General features: G+C 71.5%; 17 protein-coding genes. 9 read left to right on the plus strand and 8 right to left on the minus strand.

Features of this window, described 5'->3' with window-relative positions:
- Window positions 1-77 precede the first annotated feature (77 nt).
- From AB0O28_RS28425 to AB0O28_RS28435, 3 genes are all read right to left on the minus strand, one after another.
- On the minus strand, window positions 78-1,163 hold the full coding sequence (locus AB0O28_RS28425) for a saccharopine dehydrogenase (protein ID WP_363645374.1): 1,086 nt from the start codon (window positions 1,161-1,163) through the stop codon (window positions 78-80).
- A gap of 47 nt (window positions 1,164-1,210) precedes the next feature.
- On the minus strand, window positions 1,211-1,984 hold the full coding sequence (locus tag AB0O28_RS28430; protein ID WP_363645376.1) for an FxLYD domain-containing protein: 774 nt from the start codon (window positions 1,982-1,984) through the stop codon (window positions 1,211-1,213).
- A 92-nt stretch (window positions 1,985-2,076) separates the two neighbouring features.
- Window positions 2,077-3,687 carry an ATP-binding cassette domain-containing protein gene (locus tag AB0O28_RS28435; protein ID WP_363645378.1) on the minus strand — a complete coding sequence of 537 codons (1,611 nt, stop codon included), beginning with the start codon at window positions 3,685-3,687 and terminating at the stop codon, window positions 2,077-2,079.
- A 329-nt stretch (window positions 3,688-4,016) separates the two neighbouring features.
- Here AB0O28_RS28435 and AB0O28_RS28440 point away from each other — a divergent pair, with 329 nt between their 5' ends.
- The 6 genes from AB0O28_RS28440 (at window position 4,017) to AB0O28_RS28465 (ending at window position 9,973) form a co-directional block, all read left to right on the plus strand.
- Window positions 4,017-4,592: an RNA polymerase sigma factor gene (locus AB0O28_RS28440; RefSeq protein ID WP_363645380.1), complete on the plus strand. Its 576-nt coding sequence runs from the start codon at window positions 4,017-4,019 to the stop codon at window positions 4,590-4,592.
- Entirely contained in the window at window positions 4,585-5,763 is a 1,179-nt protein-coding gene (locus AB0O28_RS28445) for a CU044_5270 family protein (protein ID WP_363645382.1), read from the plus strand. Before AB0O28_RS28440 ends, AB0O28_RS28445 begins: the two co-directional genes overlap by 8 nt.
- A 55-nt stretch (window positions 5,764-5,818) precedes the next feature.
- Complete coding sequence (locus AB0O28_RS28450) at window positions 5,819-6,109, plus strand: hypothetical protein (RefSeq protein ID WP_363645384.1); 291 nt, start codon at window positions 5,819-5,821, stop codon at window positions 6,107-6,109.
- Window positions 6,110-6,351: 242 nt separating this feature from the next.
- Window positions 6,352-7,446, plus strand: coding sequence for a phenazine antibiotic biosynthesis protein (locus AB0O28_RS28455; protein WP_363645386.1), 1,095 nt, complete (start codon window positions 6,352-6,354; stop codon window positions 7,444-7,446).
- On the plus strand, window positions 7,446-8,816 hold the full coding sequence (locus AB0O28_RS28460; protein WP_363645388.1) for an aldehyde dehydrogenase family protein: 1,371 nt from the start codon (window positions 7,446-7,448) through the stop codon (window positions 8,814-8,816). Before AB0O28_RS28455 ends, AB0O28_RS28460 begins: the two co-directional genes overlap by 1 nt.
- A gap of 32 nt (window positions 8,817-8,848) precedes the next feature.
- Window positions 8,849-9,973, plus strand: coding sequence for a prolyl oligopeptidase family serine peptidase (locus tag AB0O28_RS28465; protein WP_363645390.1), 1,125 nt, complete (start codon window positions 8,849-8,851; stop codon window positions 9,971-9,973).
- On the opposite strand, the gene AB0O28_RS28470 is transcribed toward AB0O28_RS28465, so the two are convergent.
- A complete protein-coding gene (locus AB0O28_RS28470) occupies window positions 9,951-10,682 on the minus strand; it encodes a GNAT family N-acetyltransferase (protein WP_363645392.1) in 732 nt (243 codons plus the stop codon). The genes AB0O28_RS28465 and AB0O28_RS28470 overlap by 23 nt on opposite strands.
- Before the next feature lie 92 nt (window positions 10,683-10,774).
- On the opposite strand from AB0O28_RS28470, the gene AB0O28_RS28475 reads away from it, so the two are divergent.
- The 3 genes from AB0O28_RS28475 (at window position 10,775) to AB0O28_RS28485 (ending at window position 13,318) form a co-directional block, all read left to right on the plus strand.
- Complete coding sequence (locus AB0O28_RS28475) at window positions 10,775-10,975, plus strand: hypothetical protein (RefSeq protein WP_363645394.1); 201 nt, start codon at window positions 10,775-10,777, stop codon at window positions 10,973-10,975.
- Between the two features lie 355 nt (window positions 10,976-11,330).
- Window positions 11,331-11,987: a class I SAM-dependent methyltransferase gene (locus tag AB0O28_RS28480; RefSeq protein WP_363645396.1), complete on the plus strand. Its 657-nt coding sequence runs from the start codon at window positions 11,331-11,333 to the stop codon at window positions 11,985-11,987.
- A gap of 272 nt (window positions 11,988-12,259) precedes the next feature.
- Window positions 12,260-13,318 carry a hypothetical protein gene (locus AB0O28_RS28485; protein WP_363645398.1) on the plus strand — a complete coding sequence of 353 codons (1,059 nt, stop codon included), beginning with the start codon at window positions 12,260-12,262 and terminating at the stop codon, window positions 13,316-13,318.
- 86 nt (window positions 13,319-13,404) lie between these two features.
- On the opposite strand, the gene AB0O28_RS28490 is transcribed toward AB0O28_RS28485, so the two are convergent.
- The 4 genes from AB0O28_RS28490 to AB0O28_RS28505 all read right to left on the minus strand — a co-directional run bounded on the left by AB0O28_RS28490 (window position 13,405) and on the right by AB0O28_RS28505 (window position 16,905).
- Complete coding sequence (locus tag AB0O28_RS28490; protein ID WP_363645400.1) at window positions 13,405-14,049, minus strand: permease-like cell division protein FtsX; 645 nt, start codon at window positions 14,047-14,049, stop codon at window positions 13,405-13,407.
- Between the two features lie 103 nt (window positions 14,050-14,152).
- On the minus strand, window positions 14,153-14,677 hold the full coding sequence (locus AB0O28_RS28495) for a sigma-70 family RNA polymerase sigma factor (RefSeq protein WP_363645402.1): 525 nt from the start codon (window positions 14,675-14,677) through the stop codon (window positions 14,153-14,155).
- Window positions 14,678-14,862: 185 nt separating this feature from the next.
- Window positions 14,863-15,246, minus strand: a complete 384-nt coding sequence (locus tag AB0O28_RS28500; protein WP_363645404.1) for a nuclear transport factor 2 family protein — start codon at window positions 15,244-15,246, stop codon at window positions 14,863-14,865.
- A gap of 123 nt (window positions 15,247-15,369) precedes the next feature.
- Window positions 15,370-16,905: a DUF11 domain-containing protein gene (locus AB0O28_RS28505; RefSeq protein ID WP_363645406.1), complete on the minus strand. Its 1,536-nt coding sequence runs from the start codon at window positions 16,903-16,905 to the stop codon at window positions 15,370-15,372.
- Window positions 16,906-16,934: the final 29 nt, after the last annotated feature.

A 16,934-nucleotide genomic window follows, 5' to 3' on the forward strand; every position in this document is an offset into this window, starting at 1 on the left:
ATCCAGTCGATTTGCCGGAATTAATCAAGCCATCACATAATTATTCGTGAAAATTCCGGCCCGCCGTACGGACACCGTCATTCCCGCATTCCCGCCTCGGCGCACCCTCGCGTGAGCGCGTCGAGCCCGAAGGCGTCCACAGGACCCAGGGCGCCGGTGCCGTGCACGCCCTCGGCCAGCGCCGTCGTCGCCGCCCAGGCCAGCACGCCCGCCGTGAACTCGTACGGGTCGCCTCCGGCGAGCCGTACGGTGGTCAGGCGGCGGCCTTCCCCGTCGTACGCCTCGGCGACGACGTGCGACGACACGCTCTCCCCCGCGGGCGCGCCGCCCGTACGGAGCACCCGGTCGGCCAGCGCCTCGGTGGCCCGCCGGACGCCGGGCAGCGCGGCGATGACGGGGGTCGCCTTGGCCAGCACGCCCGCGACCCTGGTCAGCGCGCCCAGCCAGCCGAGGTAGACGTTGACCTCGCGCAGGCCGGGGTGCGCGGGCGGCAGCGTGAAGTGCTCGGACGCGCCGATGGACAGGCCGTGCCGCACGTGGCCGTCCACGAGGAACTTGCGGGTGCGGCCGTGCTCGGGGACGATGCGGCCCTCGCGGAAGCCGTACATCGGGTCGAGGACCATGCCCAGCGCCGAGGCGCGGGTCCCTCCGCTGGCGCGCCGCGCCATCGCGCCGTCCACGAAGTAGCCGACGTCCACGCGGACGGCCCCCGGCCCGGCCTTGCCCAGCGCCAGGGCCGCGGCGAGGTTGCCGGGCACGTAGTCGTACCCGAAGGCGGTGATCAGGGCGGCGCCCCGGGCCGCCGCCGCGGGGCCGTACCGCTGGAAGATCCGCTTGATGAACGTGGGCTCTCCGGTGCTGTCGAGATAGACGGCGCCCGCCTCGGTCGCGGCGGCGACCGCGGCCTCCCCCCACCGGACGAACGGGCCGACGGTCGAGATCAGCACGTCGCCCGGCCCCACGATCTTCCGTACGGACTCGGGGCGGCCGACGTCGGCGACCGCGGTGGGCAGGTCACCGCCCAGCGCGTCGGCGAGGGCGGTGAGCCGCGTCTCGTCCCGGCCGGCCAGCAGCGGCCGGGCCCCGCGCGCGGCGAGCGCCTCGGCGGTGAGCCTGCCGGTGAAGCCGGTGGCTCCGAACAGCACGATCCTGGGGGTGGCCATCTCGCTACGGTAACCCGCCCGCCCTGTCAAGATCGGCAGTGGGCCGCTCACTGGCGCCGATCGTTAGGCGGTGGATATCCGCGGTCCTTGGCGAACGGCTCGGTCGTCGGTGCGACCGTGTGCAGCGGAACGGCTCCGGCCCGGGCCAGGTCCTCGTACGTCCTGGCGGTCGAGCCCCAGGTCGTGGCCTGCACGTCGGTCGCGCCGACCGGCTCGCGCACCCCCTCGACGGTGATGACGAACCTGCGCTTGGCGCCCGGCCGTACGTTGTCGACGTACGACGTGGCCCCGCCGACGAGTTTGCCGGCCGCGTCACGCAGCAGGGCCGTGACGGCGAGGCCGCCGACCGGCTTGCGGAACGGGTCCAGCACGTAGCCGGTGACGAGGTAGGACCCGTCCTTCAGCTTGTCGGTGCGGACGTCCGAGATCGGGAACTTGAGGAACGCCGACGGGATTCGCGGAATCGGCCGCCACGAGGCGGGACGGTAGTCGATCTTCACGCGAACCGGCTGTGCGGCGCTCGGAACCTGACCGCCGAAGGCCAGCGGACGTCCGGGCGGCACCGCGTCCAGCGGTTGCTCCAGGTGGACGACCTCCTTGCCGGCCGCGTCGACGGCCGTGACCACGGCGACGGCGTTCTCCCCGAAGTGCCAGCGATTGGGGTTGTTCAGGACCCCCGCCCAGGTCACCGCGTATCCGGCCCCCGAGCGCACGATCGAGGACACCTGCTCCTTGAGGGCCAGCGGCTGCGGTCCCTCCTGCTTGTCTTCCCTCGCGCACGACGCCATCGCCAGCGCGGCGAGGGCGAGTGCGACGGTCATGTGGCAACGTCGCGTCACTTAGCCGTCATAACCGCTGAATGGGACGCCACCTCCGGGACACGCGCGCTCCCGCCGGTATCTTTACCGGCCGTCTATCGCGGGCGGACCACGCGTGTCTCGTCCCAGACCGGCTCCGGCGACTCGTACACCCTGCCGTCGGAGCCGAAGACGAGGTAGCGGTCGAAGTCGGCCGCGAACCAGCGGTCGTGGGTCACCGCCAGCACGGTGCCGTCGAAGGCGTCCAGGCCCTGCTGCAGGGCCTCCGCGCTGGCCAGGTCGAGGTTGTCGGTCGGCTCGTCGAGCAGCAGCAGCGTGGCGCCCGACAGTTCGAGCAGCAGGATCTGCAGGCGGGCCTGCTGACCGCCCGACAGCGTCTCGAACCGTTGCTCGGCCACCCGGCCGGCGAGCTCGTAGCGGGCCAGCGCCTTCATCGCCTCGTTCTTCAGCCGGGCGTGCTCGGTCATGACGATCTCGCACGGCGTACGGCCGAGCAGTTCGGGCCGGGCGTGGGTCTGAGCGAAGTGCCCGGGGACGACCCGCGCGCCGAGCCTGACAAGCCCGGTGTGCCGCACGCCCTCCCCCGCGAGCAGCCGCAGGAAGTGCGACTTGCCGGAGCCGTTCGAGCCGAGCACGGCGACCCGCTCGCCGTACCAGACCTCGAGGTCGAAGGGCTTCATCAGGCCGGTCAGCTCCAGGCCCTCGCAGATCACCGCGCGCTTGCCCGTACGGCCGCCGCGCAGCCGCATGCTGATGACCTGGTCCTTCGCCGCGAGCTCGGGCGGCCCCGCCTCCTCGAACCGGCGCAGCCGGGTCTGCGCCGCGTGGTAGGCCGCGGCCATGCCGTCGTTGTAGGTGGCCTTCTGCCTGAGCATGACCACCAGGCGCTTGAGCTTGACGTGCTCCTCGTCCCAGCGCCTGCGCAGCTCGTCGAGCCGCTCGTTGCGCTCCCGCCGCGCATCGGCGTACGTCGCGAAGCCGCCGCCGTGGATCCAGACGTTGCCCGACTCGACCGTCACGATCCGGTCGGCGGCGTTGGCCAGGAGCTGGCGGTCGTGGGAGACCAGCAGCACCGTCTTGGGCGTCTCGCGCAGCGCCGTCTCCAGCCACACCTTGCCCGGCACGTCGAGGTAGTTGTCCGGCTCGTCGAGCAGCAGCACTTGGTCGGGGCCGCGCAGCAGCGCCTCCAGCACCAGCCTCTTCTGCTCGCCGCCGGACAGCGTGGCGACCTCGCGATACTTCACTGTGTCGTACGGCGCGCCGAGCGCGGCCATCGCGCAGGCGTCCCAGAGCACCTCGATGTCGTAGCCCCCGGCGTCGCCGTAGTCGGTGATCGCCTGGGCGTACCGCATCTGGGTCTTCTCGTCGTCCCGCTCCATCATCGCGAGCTCGGCGGCGTCGAGCCGTTCCGCCGCCGTCCTGACACGTTCCGGCGCGACGCTGAGCAGCAGGTCCTGGACCGTGCGGCCGTCCCTGATGTTGCCGACGAACTGCCGCATCACCCCGAGGCCGCCCGAATGGGCAACCGTGCCCTCGACCGGCTGGAGATCACCCGCGATCATCCGGAGCAGGGTCGTCTTGCCCGCGCCGTTCGGGCCGACCAGGGCCGCTTTGACCCCCTCCCCCACGCGGAACGACACGTCGTTCAGCAGCATCCTGCCGTCCGGCAGCACATGCGTCAGATGCCCGACCTCGACGTGTCCCACCGCGAATCTCCTGCTCGGATATGGTCTTGCGCTTCCCGCGCAGGCTACTCATCACTTTTGCGCACGGCATCTCGTTTTCCGCCGGCCGCCGGTCCCACCGAGGCGAGATCTTCCAGGCCGAGCCCGCAGGTGAGCCGGCCGGCCCCGAAGCGTTCCCATCCCCGAGCCACAGGAACGGTTAGTGGCTAAGTGTTCGTATGGAGCAGTCGCCACCGCCGATCCGGTCGGACGATCCGCGCAGCACCGTGAACCATTCCGGGAGTGGACGGTAATAACGGGCGACCCTACCCGCCGTCGCGAAAGGCGACCGATGAAGAGGCCCACGATCCATGCCCGATTCCGCCACGGCCGTTGACGCCGAAGACACGGCGCTGATCCAGCGGTCGTTGCGGGAGCCCGAGGTCTTCGCCGTGCTCTTCGACCGGCACGCGCCCTCCCTGCACCGGTACGCCGCCCGGCGCCTGGGGCCGGACAACGCCGAGGACGTGGTGTCCGAGACGTTCCTCGCCGCGTTCCAGAGCCGGCGTCGCTACGACGTCCGGCACGCCGACGCCCGTCCGTGGCTGTACGGCATCGCCTCCAACGTCATCGGCAAGCGGCGGCGCAGCGAGCTCACCGTCTACCGGGCGTACGTCCGCAGCGGCGTCCATCCGGCCACCGTCTCCGGCGGCCTGGTGGAGGACGGGGTGACGACGCTGGCGGTGAACCGGCCGCTCGCGGCGGCGCTCGCCGCGCTGAAACCGGGCGACCGACATGTGCTGCTGCTCGTCGCCTGGGCCGACCTGACCTATGAGGAGGTGTCGCGGGCGCTCGGCATCCCCCTCGGCACCGTCCGCTCACGACTCAACAGGGCCCGCAGGAAGATCCGCGAGGCGCTGACGAACAAGGAGGGCCACGATGGATGAGATCACCGCGGTCAGACGACTGTGGGCCGAGGCGCCCGAGGGTTCGCACGAGGACCTGCGCGACGCGCGCGGCGCGCTGCTGGCCGCGGCCCGGGCGCCGCAGCCGCGGGCCCGGCGGCTGCGAGTCCCCCGGGCAGGACTGAAGATCGCGCTTGCGGGCGGCGTGGCCGCCGCGCTCACCGCGGGCGTGCTTGTGGCCGGGATCCGGCCGGACGGTTCCGACTCCCGAGGCGTCGCCGGGCTGCCGGCCGCGCCCCCGGCGAACGCGCGTGAGCTCCTGGAACGCGCCGCACGGACCGCCGCGGCCGAGCCGGAGCTACGGCCTCGCCCCGGGGAGTACGTCCACCTCGAGATGCGCACGATGAGCTACGTGTCCATGGAGGGTGCCGGCATGCAGGTCACCGGCACCGAGGAGCGCTGGATCCCGGCCGGCGGCACCGGACCCTGGCTCAGCCGGGAACGCCAGATCAGTGCGGCTCCGGTTCCGGGCATCGCGCTGCCCAGCCCGCGGCCGCAGTTCGACAGGAAGCCCGCGGACACGCTGACCGAGACTCCCGCCTGCCCGTCGGCCGATCCTGTCACCGCCTCCCGGATGGCCACCTGGCCCCTCGACGAGGCCTATCTGCGGCGGCGGCTCGAGATCGAGGCGGCCAAGGCCATGGCCGTGCCGGATCATCTGCGGCTCTGGGGAGCCGTCGGAACCTTCGTCCGCGAGAGCGTCTTCCGCCCCTCTCTCACGGCGGCGCTGTTCCGGATCGCCGCCGGAGTCGACGGGATCACCTTGGTGCCGGACGCCGTGGACGCGGCGGGCAGGCACGGCGTCGGGGTCACGATGGAGGAGGAGCACACCAGGACCGAGCTCGTCTTCGACAAGAGCACCTACCGCTACCTGGGCGAGCGTACGGTGGCGACCCGCGACAGGACGAGTTCGTTCACGAGCCGGCCCCTGAGCGACGCGGACATCGATCGCCTCGTCCGGGGCGGGGTGTCCAAAGGGATCGACGCCGAGACGCTGCGCCGTGAGCTCGAACGGGACAGGAAGCCGAGAAAGGTGACGATGCGCACCCCGAAGGGGGCGGTGATCGGTTCCAGGGCGGTCCTGAAAGTGGACGTCGCGCGGGCCCTGCCCCCTCTCGCGCCCGGCGTTCCCCGCGTCAAGGTGCCCTGCTGACGATTCGCCCCGGCTCGTACGGGAACCATGCGGCGGAGACGTGAGGAGGCGGGCGATGCCGCGTGGGGAGCCCTCTGTGGCCGCTTCCGGCGAGTGGCGGGACGAGGACGGCGTGCGCAAGCCCGCGGGCGAGGCGCACGCCTGGTGGCCCGGCACCAACCAGACCGTGTGCGGGCTCGCGCTCAGCCGGTCGCGGCTGTACCGCTTCCACCACATCCCCTGGCCGGACTCCTTCCCAGAATCCGGCGGCGCGGCCGACGAGGTGCGGCGGGTGTGCCCGAAGTGCCGGGCGGGGACCGGCAAGGGCCACGGCCGGCTCTGGCAGCGCGCGTCGCCCCGCCCTTGAGACCCCGCCCTTGAGACCCCGCCCTTGAAACCCCGCGCAGTGAAACCCGGCCCTTGAGACCCCGCCCTGGCACCCGGCACTTGAGGCCCGGCCCCTGGGACTTCGCCCTGGCGCCCGCGCCCGGCGGCCCCCGGCCGGGTTCGCGCAACCTTTTCCGCAGTCCCGAAATCTCTTGACCTGGTAGCGAATCACCCGGAAATAGCCTGGCTTTTCAGGGGATTTCCAAGTCAAAGGGGCGGGATATGGCAGCAGATCCGATTCTCGACTGCCCGCTCGACCAGGTTCCGGAGGGCCCGGAGTTCATCGAGGCCGCGATGCGATGGCACTTCAGCCCGGAAACCGGCTCGCCGTTCTGGCTGGAGCGGGCGAAGACGCTTGGCTTCGACCCGCGCGAGGACGTGCGCACCTTCGACGATCTGCGCCGGTTCCCCAATGTGGCCAACGAGCTGCGCGACGTCCGGGTGGAGGACCTCATCCCCCGCGGGTACGGGCCGGACGCCGACGTGGTCGGCGTGTACGAGAGCGGGGGCACGACCGGGCCGCCCAAGCGTGTCGTGCTGCTGCGGGACTGGATGGAACGGCTCATGCACCGCACCGAGCAGGACCTGCGGGCGAGGGGCTATCCCGAGGGCGGTCACTGGCTGTCGCTCGGCCCGACCGGGCCGCACGTCTTCGGCGAGCTGGTCCGCTGGCAGGCCGTGCGACGCGGCGGCATCCGGTTCACCGTCGACATGGACCCGCGATGGGTGAAGAGGTGCATCGCCGAGGGCCGCGGCGAGGAGGCCGAGCGCTACGCCGAGCACCTGATCGACCAGAGCACCTACGTCCTGCGGACCCAGGACGTGCGGGTCCTGGTGACCACACCGCCGCTGCTGACCCGGCTGGCCCGCAGGAACGAGCTCGTCGACCTGATCAATTCGAAGATCGCCGCCATCGGCTGGGGCGGCGCGCACATGGACCCCGACACCCGCTACCTGCTCCGCACCGAGGTGTTCCCCGAGGTCAAGCTGTACGGCACGTACGGCAGCACGATGATCCTCGGCGGGCTGGGCGAGCGGGTCTCGCCACCGGAGGAGGACCTCGTCATCTTCGACACGTTCTCGCCCTACATCACGTTCTCGGTGGTGGACCAGGAGACCGGGGAGGTCGTCGGGTACGGCGACCGCGGTCAGGTGGTGATGCACCACGTCAGCAAGAGCTTCCTGCTGCCCAACAACCTCGAACGCGACCTGGCGACCCGCGTGGCGCCGCCGCCGGGACAGATGGGCGACTCCGTCGCCGACGTCGGCCCGCTCCCGGTCTTCGACAACGAGCAGGTCATCGAGGGGGTGTACTGATGGAAGAGCTCATCCGGCTCGACGCCCTGGGCGCGGGCGGGCCCTACCGCAGCCGCAGCCGGCTGACGATCACCGAGCTGACCGGGCCGCCGGTCGCCGAGCTGAGCCTGGTGCCGCGGCTGTTCGTCCAGCGGACGATGGCGGCCCTGCGCGAGGCGCGGACCCTGCCGACCCGCGAGCGGACGGCGGCCCTCACCCGCGCGGGACGGCTCTTCGCGACGGGCACGGTGAACGGCGTTCCGGCCGAGGAGTACCAGCACATCGTCAGCCGCGTCTCGGGAATGCCGATCACCGTGGTCCGCTCGGCGACCTCGGGCATCGGGCGGCGCGCCGGCGAGGCGTACCGCACCACCCGATACGCCCGGCCCGAGGGCGCGGTGGACGACTGGCGGGACCCGCTCACCTGCAACGGCCAGGCGGTCTGGACGCGGCGTGGCGACGTCTTCGCCGTACACGCGGCGGGCAACCACCCGGGCGTGCACACGCTGTGGCTGGAGGCCCTGGCGCTCGGCTACCGGGTCGCGGTGCGCCCCTCCCGGCGCGAGCCGTTCACCCCGCACCGCCTGATCACGGCGTTACGGGAATCGGGGTTCGGCGAGGACCAGGTGGTGCTCCTGCCGACCGACTACGCGGTGGCCGACGACATCATCCGCGACGCGGACCTCGCCATGGTGTACGGCGGCGAGGAGGTCGTGAACAAGTACGGCAACGACGTCAGGGTGCTGCCGCAGGGCCCGGGACGGTCCAAGATCCTGCTCACCGGGGACGACTGGGAGTCCCACCTCGGCACGATCGTGGAGTCGGTCAGCGCCTTCGGGGGAACGGCCTGCGTGAACACGACCGCCGTCTTCGTGGAGGGCGACCCCGCGCCGGTGGCCGAGGCCGTCGCGGAACGGCTCGCCGCGATCCCGAGCCTGCCGCCGGAGGACGACGGCGCGGTGCTGCCCGTGCAGCCGGTCGCGGACGCGCACGCGATCGAGAAGTACCTGCTCGACCACGTGAACGGCGCGACGCCGGTGCTCGGCGGCGACGGCGTGGTGGACGACCTGGGCGACGGCGCCGCGGTCCTGCGGCCGGCCGTCTTTTGGGTGGACCGGCCGGACGCGCCCCAGACGGGGATCGAGCTGTCGTTCCCCTGCGTGTGGTTCGCGCCCTGGAGCCCCGCGGACGGCATCGAGCCGCTGCGGAACACGCTGGTGCTGACCGCGATCACCGAGGACGACGAGCTGATCGACCGCCTGGTGGAGGACCCCACGATCAGGAACATCTACCTGGGCGACACCCCCACCTATCTGATGCCGGCGTGGGTCCCGCACGACGCCTACCTCGGTGAGTTCCTTATGCGCACGAAAGGCGTCATCCGCACTTAACCAACTGCAAAAGGCCCAGTAGATTCTGGGCCATGCGCAGGACGACACGGTGGCGCCGCCGCCTGCTGTGGACGCTCGCCGTCGTCGTGGTGCTCGCCGTGGCCGCCGTCGGCGGCGCGGGCTGGTACTACTCCGGCCTCGTGATCGACCCCGTCCACACCTCCGGCTATCCCCTTGAGGTGACGGCCGTCAGCGGCGACCAGGTCACGATCAAGGGCGGCGCCGACACGGACGCCCCCGGCACGTACGGTCTGACCTGGGCGGACGGCAACGCACTGGTGGGACAGGTGATCGCGACCGGGGCCGGCACGGTGACCAGGAAGGTCACCGAGGTCGTCCGCGGCGAGCTGCGTCCGGGGGTGCACGCCTACCTCGACCGCTGGCTGTGGGGCCACGCGACCCCGGCCGCCGCCGGCGTGCCGTACCAGGACGTGCGGATCCCCTCGCCGCTCGGCGACTTCCCCGGCTGGCGGACCGAGGGCACCTCGACGACCTGGGTCATCGCCGTGCACGGCCGCAACGGCGGCCCGGCGGAGGCGCTGCGCGTGCTGCCGGTTTTCCACAGCCTGGGGATGCCGGTGCTGGGCATCACCTACCGCAACGACGAGGACGCCCCGGCGAGCCCGGACGGCAGGTTCCACCTCGGCGCCACCGAGTGGCAGGACGTGGCCGCGGCGATCACGTACGCCAGGAGCCGGGGCGCGACCGGGATCGTCCTGTACGGCTGGTCGATGGGCGGGGGCATCGTGCCGATGGCCGTACGCCACCTGCCGGGCGAGCCGATCAAGGCCATGATCCTGGACAGCCCGGTCATCGACTGGCGGGCGCCGATCGCCCTCGGGGCCGAGCAGATGGGCGTGCCCGGCTTCCTCGTGTCGGTCGGCGAATGGGCCGTCGAGCGGCGCACCGGCCTGTCGTTCGACGACGTCGACCACCTGCGGCACGCCCGCGAGTTCCGGATCCCCACGCTGCTCTACGTGGACGACGACGACGCGACCGTGCCGACCGGCCCGGCGCTGCGGTTCGCCGAGGCCCGCCCCGACATCGTCAGGCTCGTACGGACGAGCGGAGGCGGGCACACGGGCTCCTGGAACGCCGATCCCGGGCGTTACGAACGGGAGTTGAAGGAGTTCGTCACATCGATCGGCCTGGGATGACGACCGTCATCGAGCTGGCGACCAGGGTGAACCCGAGCCGTTCGTACACGCGTCTGGCCGGATTGCCCTCGGAAACGACCAGGCCCAGCCGCTCCAGTCCGTCTGCCGCCGCCCTGTCCCGTACGGCGGCCAGCATGCGTGCGCCGAGGCCGGAGGGCGTTCGGGCGGGATGGCGGAAGACCTCGGCCACCCAGGGAAGGCCGTGGAAGAGGGTGACCACGACGCCGCCGGCGACGTCGCCGGCCTCGTCGAGGGCGAGCAGGCTGCAGGGCAGGACCTCGCCCGTCATCTTTCCCGCGAGCAACGGGGTGAGCTGGTCGCGCAGCGCGGCGGCGTCGTCCACGTCCCTGTGGTCCGGGTGGCCCGGCGGATAAGCCGCCCGCCACGCCGCGAACACCTCTTCCGCCGAGCGGTCGCAGGGCGCGAACCGGAAGCCGCCGGGGGCGCCGGTCTCGGCCGGCGGCGCCGTACGCAGCTCGCAGGTCATCTCGTGGGCGTGCCGCATGACGCGGGCGCCGCCCGCGACGAGCGCCTCGCCCAGGTCGACCGGCCCCGCCACCGCCCAGCCCGGCAGCTTCGTCATGATCGCGTCGATCGCCCCCGGGCCCACGACCTCGACCAGGTCGGCACACGGCAGGCCGTACCGCTCGTCCTCGACATAGCTGAAGGCCGGGGCGCCGTCCGCCCCGGCCAGAATCACTCGCTCCACAGGAGGGAGGCTCCCGGAGCACGGGGCGGCAGGGCAACCCCTTTTCAAGTGGTATGTCCACTTACCGACGTCGCGATCTTTGTCCGGACAGGGTGCCCCTGGTCTGTCCGGCGGACGGGGAGTCGGACGTCGTCCCCGGCCTCGCCGCCGCCGGACCCGGGCGTTACCGCGTGCGCGTCTACATGCGGAAACAGGAGGAGGCCGCGAAGTACGACACCGACTACCCGGTCGAGGAGCACCTGGTCGTCGTCTACCCCGGCAGGTCCGGAAAGACCCTCTTCCTCCGCGGTTGAGGACCGGACTCCGAAGATCGGACCGGAAAAAGATGGCGTGGCCCGGGAACAACAGGGGCGGGCACGTGGTTGGATGAAGCGTGGCCGGTGTGCAGGTGTCCCCGGGCCTCACCTAATTTGCCTTCGCGGACTACCGTTCGGCTGGAGCCGCGTTGTGCCTTTCGCCGAGAGGCGACCCGGCACCGGCACCACACGTGCGGGACCCCGGCAGGAGACTCTCCTGCCGGGGTCCTGACGTGTGCGGAGCCTCGTGGAAGTGAACCGTTCACCCCCGTGGGCCGTCTGACCCCTGCGGACATCACACGCGTTACTCTTGGCATCCACTTTTGTCGGCAGCGGGTGACAAGATGCGGTCGTGCCCGATCTGGATCCCCAGTCGATCGCCTCCTACTGGGACGCGGAGGCAGACACCTTCGACGACGAAGCCGACCACGGGCTTCGCGACCTCCGGGTCCGCGCGGCCTGGGCGGGACGGCTGCGGTCCTGGATGCCGCGGCCCCCGGCCGACGTCCTCGACCTGGGCTGTGGCACCGGCTCGCTGACGCTGCTGCTGGCCGAGCAGGGACACCGGCCGGTGGGCGTGGATCTGTCCCCCCGTATGGCCGAGGTGGCGCGGCGCAAACTCGCCGCGGCGGGCTTCACGGGACGCGTCCTCACCGGGGACGCGAGCGCCCCTCCGGCCGCCGCCGGCCTCTCCTTCGACGTCGTCCTGGCCCGGCACCTCCTGTGGACCCTGCCCGCGCCGGAACGCGCGTTGCGCACCTGGCTGAGCCTGCTGCGCCCGCACGGCCGGCTGATCCTCATCGAGGGCAACTGGCGGGCCTCCGGGGACGGCCCGCCGTACGTGCCGGGCGCGGGCTCCCTGCCCTGGCTCGGCGGAGTGAGCGCCGAGCCCCTCGTGGAGGTGCTGCGGCCGTACGCCGCGAGCGTGCGGGCGGAGCCGCTGACCGATCCCGTGCTGTGGGGCAAGCCGATCCACGACGAGCGGTACGCCGTCATCGCCCGTCGCTGACCCGCGGAAGCGAAAGTCCGACGCAGCCAACCGGGAAAATACGCAATGCGTAACAGGTAAACGTGTCGGCAACAAGTGCGACGGTATTACGCCCGGCAGCGGACGGCAAAACGGTTTCCGGTCATCCGGCACATATTCGAGGCACACGCCCATCGGAATACATGAAGTGGCGATGCGAAGGGCCTAGGACGGGTCAACTCGCCTGGACGGGCTCCGGCCCGGGTGCCAACGATTGAGATACACCCGATCGCTGATCGGAGAGGAGTATCTCTATGCACGGCACTCGATTCTCATTACTGCTGGGTCCGGCAGTCCTGTCCGCGATTACGCTCTGGCCGGCCATCGCATCGGCCTCCACCGCCGCCCACCCCTCCGGCCTCGCCGCCGCGCTGAGCGCGCCGCGGGCCGAGGAGCCGGGCGCCAGCCTCGGCGAAGAGTCGGAAGAGGCGGCCGAGCAGAGCGGACGCGCGTACGAGGAGGAGAGCGGGTACGGGCGGGAGAGCGCCCAGGAAGGTTCATCGAGCGAGGAGTCGAGCGGCAACCAGTCCCAGAGCAACCTCGCCTACCACCACTCACGGGCCTCGCTGCGCGAGTCGTCACTGCGCTCGTCGCTGAGCGAGTCGTCGCTGCCCGAGCGGTCGTCGTACAGCCGTCCGATCAGCTACACGCGGACGATCACCTACCAGCGGCCGGTCACGCAGACGCGCATGGTGACCGAGAGCCGCCCGGTCACGTTCACCCGGCAGGTCACCTTCCAGCGCCCGGTCACAGAGACGCGGCTCGTCACCCGGATGCGTCCGGTCACGGAAACGCGCCAGATGACCTACCAGCGCCCCGTGACCTACACGCGCATGGTCACCGAGAGCCGTCCGGTCACCCGCCAGGAGACCTTCCAGCGCCCGGTCACCCAGACGCGGTACGTCACCGAGTCGCGTCCGGTGACGCGGTACGTCACCTACCAGCGTCCGGTGGTGAGCTACGTCACCGAGAGCCGCCCGGTCACCCGCCAGGTGACCTACCAGCGGCCCGTCACCGAGACGCGGTACGTCACGGAGAGCCGGCCGGTCACCCACCAGGAGACCTTCCAGCGCCCGATCACGCAGACGCGGTACGTCACAGAGAGCCGTCCGATCAGCTACACCCGGATGGTGCCGGAGACGCACGCGGTGAAGTCCACGCACTTCGTCAGCGAAAGCCGTCCGGTCAGCTACACGCGCATGATGACCTACCAGCGCCCGATCACCGAGACGCGGTACGTCACCGAAAGCCGGCAGGTCAGTTTGAGCCGGCCCATGATGCACTCCTCCTCCAGCAGCGAGGCATGTGAGTGAGCCGGGCAACGAGGTCCTGACAGCCGGTGAGGGCCATGAGGGGCACGGGCGATCCCGCCCGTGCCCCTTCCGCGTGCCGGGCAGGCTCAGCGTCGCCTGCCGAGGAAGTCGCATCGTCCGGAGAGTTGCGCCGACCGGGCGATCTCCTCTCTCGAGCACTTCTCGTCGATGACGCTGGACACGCCGGGCAGGTCCTTGGCCGCCCTGGCCACGGCCAGGTGGTCGGCGCCGGGCGCGACTTTCAGACGGAAGGACTCGGGCATGTCCTCGGCCCTGACCACCTTCAGCAACGCGGCGTTCCGCTCCTGTCTGCGGAAGTTCTCGAGCGCCGTCCGCTGGTCCTCGAACACGATGGTCCGCACATCGGGGCGGGCCCGGAGAGCCTGCTCGATATGCCCCCTCTCCCTGTCGGTGACCGCGCGGCCCTTACAGCTCGCGAACGCCGGATGCTTCGTACAGAGGTAGACCGAGATGTCGACCATGTCGGACGAGGCCGCGGCGCCGCTCAGCGGAATCGCGGCGAGGCCGGCCTCCCGGGGGTCAGGAGAGGGCTGCGCGAGCCGTGCCACGCCCACGATCGTGCCCGCCACCGCGAGCGCCGCTGCGGCGATCGCGAGGCCGCGCGGCCGGGTGCGGTGTGGCGCGGGCAGCGCGTGGTCGAGGCCGTCGTCCGGCACCGTACGCGCGCGGGCCGCCATGGCGTCGCGGAGCCGATCCTCGATGGCGCTCATGCCCTCTCCTCGCCCTCGGCTCGGAGCCGGGCCGTGCCGGAGGAGCGCGATTCGGCGCCTCGCCGGGCTCGGTGTTCCCTGATTCGCTCGCTACGCTCGCTCATTAGTCCTCTCCCAGTTCGCGAAGGAGCCTGGCCAGGGCTCGTGCGGTCGTGGATCTGACGGTGCTCTGCCCCACCCCCATGACCAGGGCGATCTCGGAGTCCGCCAGGTCGAGGTAGTAACGCAGCACCAGCGCCTCCCGCTGGCGCCGGGGCAGCCGGGCCAGCGCCAGCAGCACCTGCCTGCGGGACTCGCCGATGAGGACGGCGGTCTCCGCCGAGTCGGCGAGGTCGGTGACCCGCTGCGTGCGGCGCAGCATGACCGCGCGGCGGCGCAGCACCGAGCGCGACCCGTTGAGCACGCAGGTCCTCAGGTAGGCGAGCGTCAGGTCCGGAGGCCGCCGCCGGCCGTGCAGCCGGGCGAAGACGTCCTGCACCACGTCCTCCGCCGTCTCCAGGTCGCCGACGAGCAGCACCGCGAGCCGCACCAGGCCGACCCGGTGCTCGCGGTACAGGCCCGCCAGATCGGCCTCGGGAGGCGGCTCGGGCGGCGCGAGCGCCGTCAGCCGTAGGGATTCACGGTCCATGCAGTGTGAACGCGCGCCCCCGCCGATCCGCTGCTCGCGGATTTCCCGCGATTCGCCGGTCTCGTGTTCCCGGCGACCCGTTGCTCGTGTATTTCCGGCGATCCCTTGCTCGCGTGTTTCCGGCCCGGTACGCGCGAAGGCCCCTCCGGGTGGTCCGGAAGGGCCTCGCGATTTCGGGCCTCGCGTCACGCCTCGCTGGCGTGGGCCGCCAGGACGCGCCAGCCGTGCTCGCCGGTGTGCACCCACGTGCGCGTGTAGCGCAGCCGCCCGGCGAACGGCTCGCCCGCGAAGGAGCCTTCGAGGGTGCCGAGGAAACACGTGACTCCGGTCGTCCCCGCGACGACGACGGTGAGGTCCTCCTCGGCCACCTTCGTCATCACCTGCGTACGCGAGCGGTGGTTGTGGAGATCGAGCTGCTTGGCCTCCGGGTGCAGCCGGCCGTCCGGCGGTCCCGTGAAGACGAGCCGCTCGTCGAGCAGCCGGTCGAGCTCCTCGACGTCACCGGTGAGCTGCGCGTTCTGCAACCGCCTCTCGGCCTCGTACAGCTCGTCCACAAGAGTGCCTGCCATGGGGGATCCTCTCCGTCGTAGCGTGTCCTCGGCACGACGGTAGTCCCGGCGGTCGCCACCCCGCCGTGGGACGCGGGCCACGGCGGGGCGGCTCCCGGTCTCAGCCGGTCACTCGCCGGTGCCCTACTTCCCGGGCGTGCAGTACGGGCAGAACGGCTCGCGCTGGACGCAGACCTTGACCGCGTCCCTGTTGTCGGCGGGGTCGAGGTCGAGCTCCTTACCACCGGCGGCCGCGGTGTTGACCGTCTCCCCGACCGCGGTGGCCTTCGCGTGGACGACCAGTGTGGCCGTCGCGCCGGCGGCGAGCGTCCCCACGGTCCACGTGCCCCCGGCGTACGTGCCGGTCGAGGGCGTGGCCGCCAGGAGAGCGAGGGTGGCCGGCAGGGCGTCCTTGACGACGACCCCGGTGGCGTCGCTGGGCCCGGCGTTGGCGACCGTGACGCGATAGGTGACGGTCTCGCCCACGGTGACCTCGGTCTTGTCCGCGGATTTGACCACGCTCAGGTCGACGGCCGGGTTGACCTCGGTGACGGCGTCACCGCTGGTGGAGGTCAGCGGCTCGGGCTCGGGTCCGAGCCGGTTCTCGTAGGCGACCGTGCCGCTGTTGACGACCTGCTTGCCCGCGACCGGCCTGCCTGCCTTGACCCGGAACTCCACGGTGATGCCGTCCGGCAAGGTGGTGTCGTTGGCCACTTTGCCTCCCGTCGTGCCCGTGGCGCCGTCTCCCAGCCTGAAAGTGACGGCACCGGTGGCGGCGTCGAACTCGGCCTGGTCGTCGCCTGCCTGGTCGGTCATGGCGCCGCTGTTGGGGCCGCTCACGACGCGCAGCGAGCCGGGCACGTAGGTGGTCCCGGCCGGGACCTTGTCGGTGAGCCGGACATTCTGCGCGACGTCGCCGCCCTTGTTGACCGCGGTCAGCCGGTAGGTGATCTCGTCGCCGACGTCGACCGGCCCCTGCGGGCTCGCGGACTTGGTGACGACCACGCACGGCGGGGTGCCGAAGAAGACGTCGTCGAGGAAGTTGCCGACCGACGCGTTGCCTCCGGCGGCGGAAATGGAACGGAAGGCGAACCTGGTGGTCGTCTGGCCGGCGGGCACGGTGTAGGTGCCGTAGTAGGTGCCCCACTTCCCGGTGCCGTCGGACATCGTCCCCTGCTGGGTGGGGCCCGAGGGGGCGCCGATGTCCAGCGCCATCTGGTCGGTGCCGAGACGCCCGCGGTGGGACAGCCGCCAGTACAGCTTCTGGCCCGGCGTGGTCGGACGGTCCTGGTAGAGGGTCGAGACCTGGTTGGCGTTCAGCTCCGCGAACTGCGCGCCCTCGACCGCCGGAACGTTCATCCGCGGGCTCCAGACCTCGATCATGTGATCGGTGGCGGTCGTCCGCCAGCCCGGCACCGCGTTCGAGGTGTTCTGCGAGGCGTCAGGGACCGAAGCCCACGTCCCGGTGACAACGGGCTTCTCGAAACCGCCGTTGACCAACGCCACCTGCTCCGGGCACGACGCGGGGTTCGGCGCCGCGGCCCGCTGCGCCGCCGTGGCCGCGACCTCGGGGCGGGTGGGCGCGGCGTCGGCCGGGACCGCTCCGGACAGCGTCAGCGGGACAGCCGCCGCCACCAGGGCGGCGAGGGGGTAACACATCCTGCGGATGTGCCTCATCATGAACGTCCTCTCGTCGTGGCGATTCACCA

Origin of the sequence: Microbispora sp. NPDC088329 (assembly GCF_040685655.1) — a bacterium.
GTDB lineage: Bacteria > Actinomycetota > Actinomycetes > Streptosporangiales > Streptosporangiaceae > Microbispora.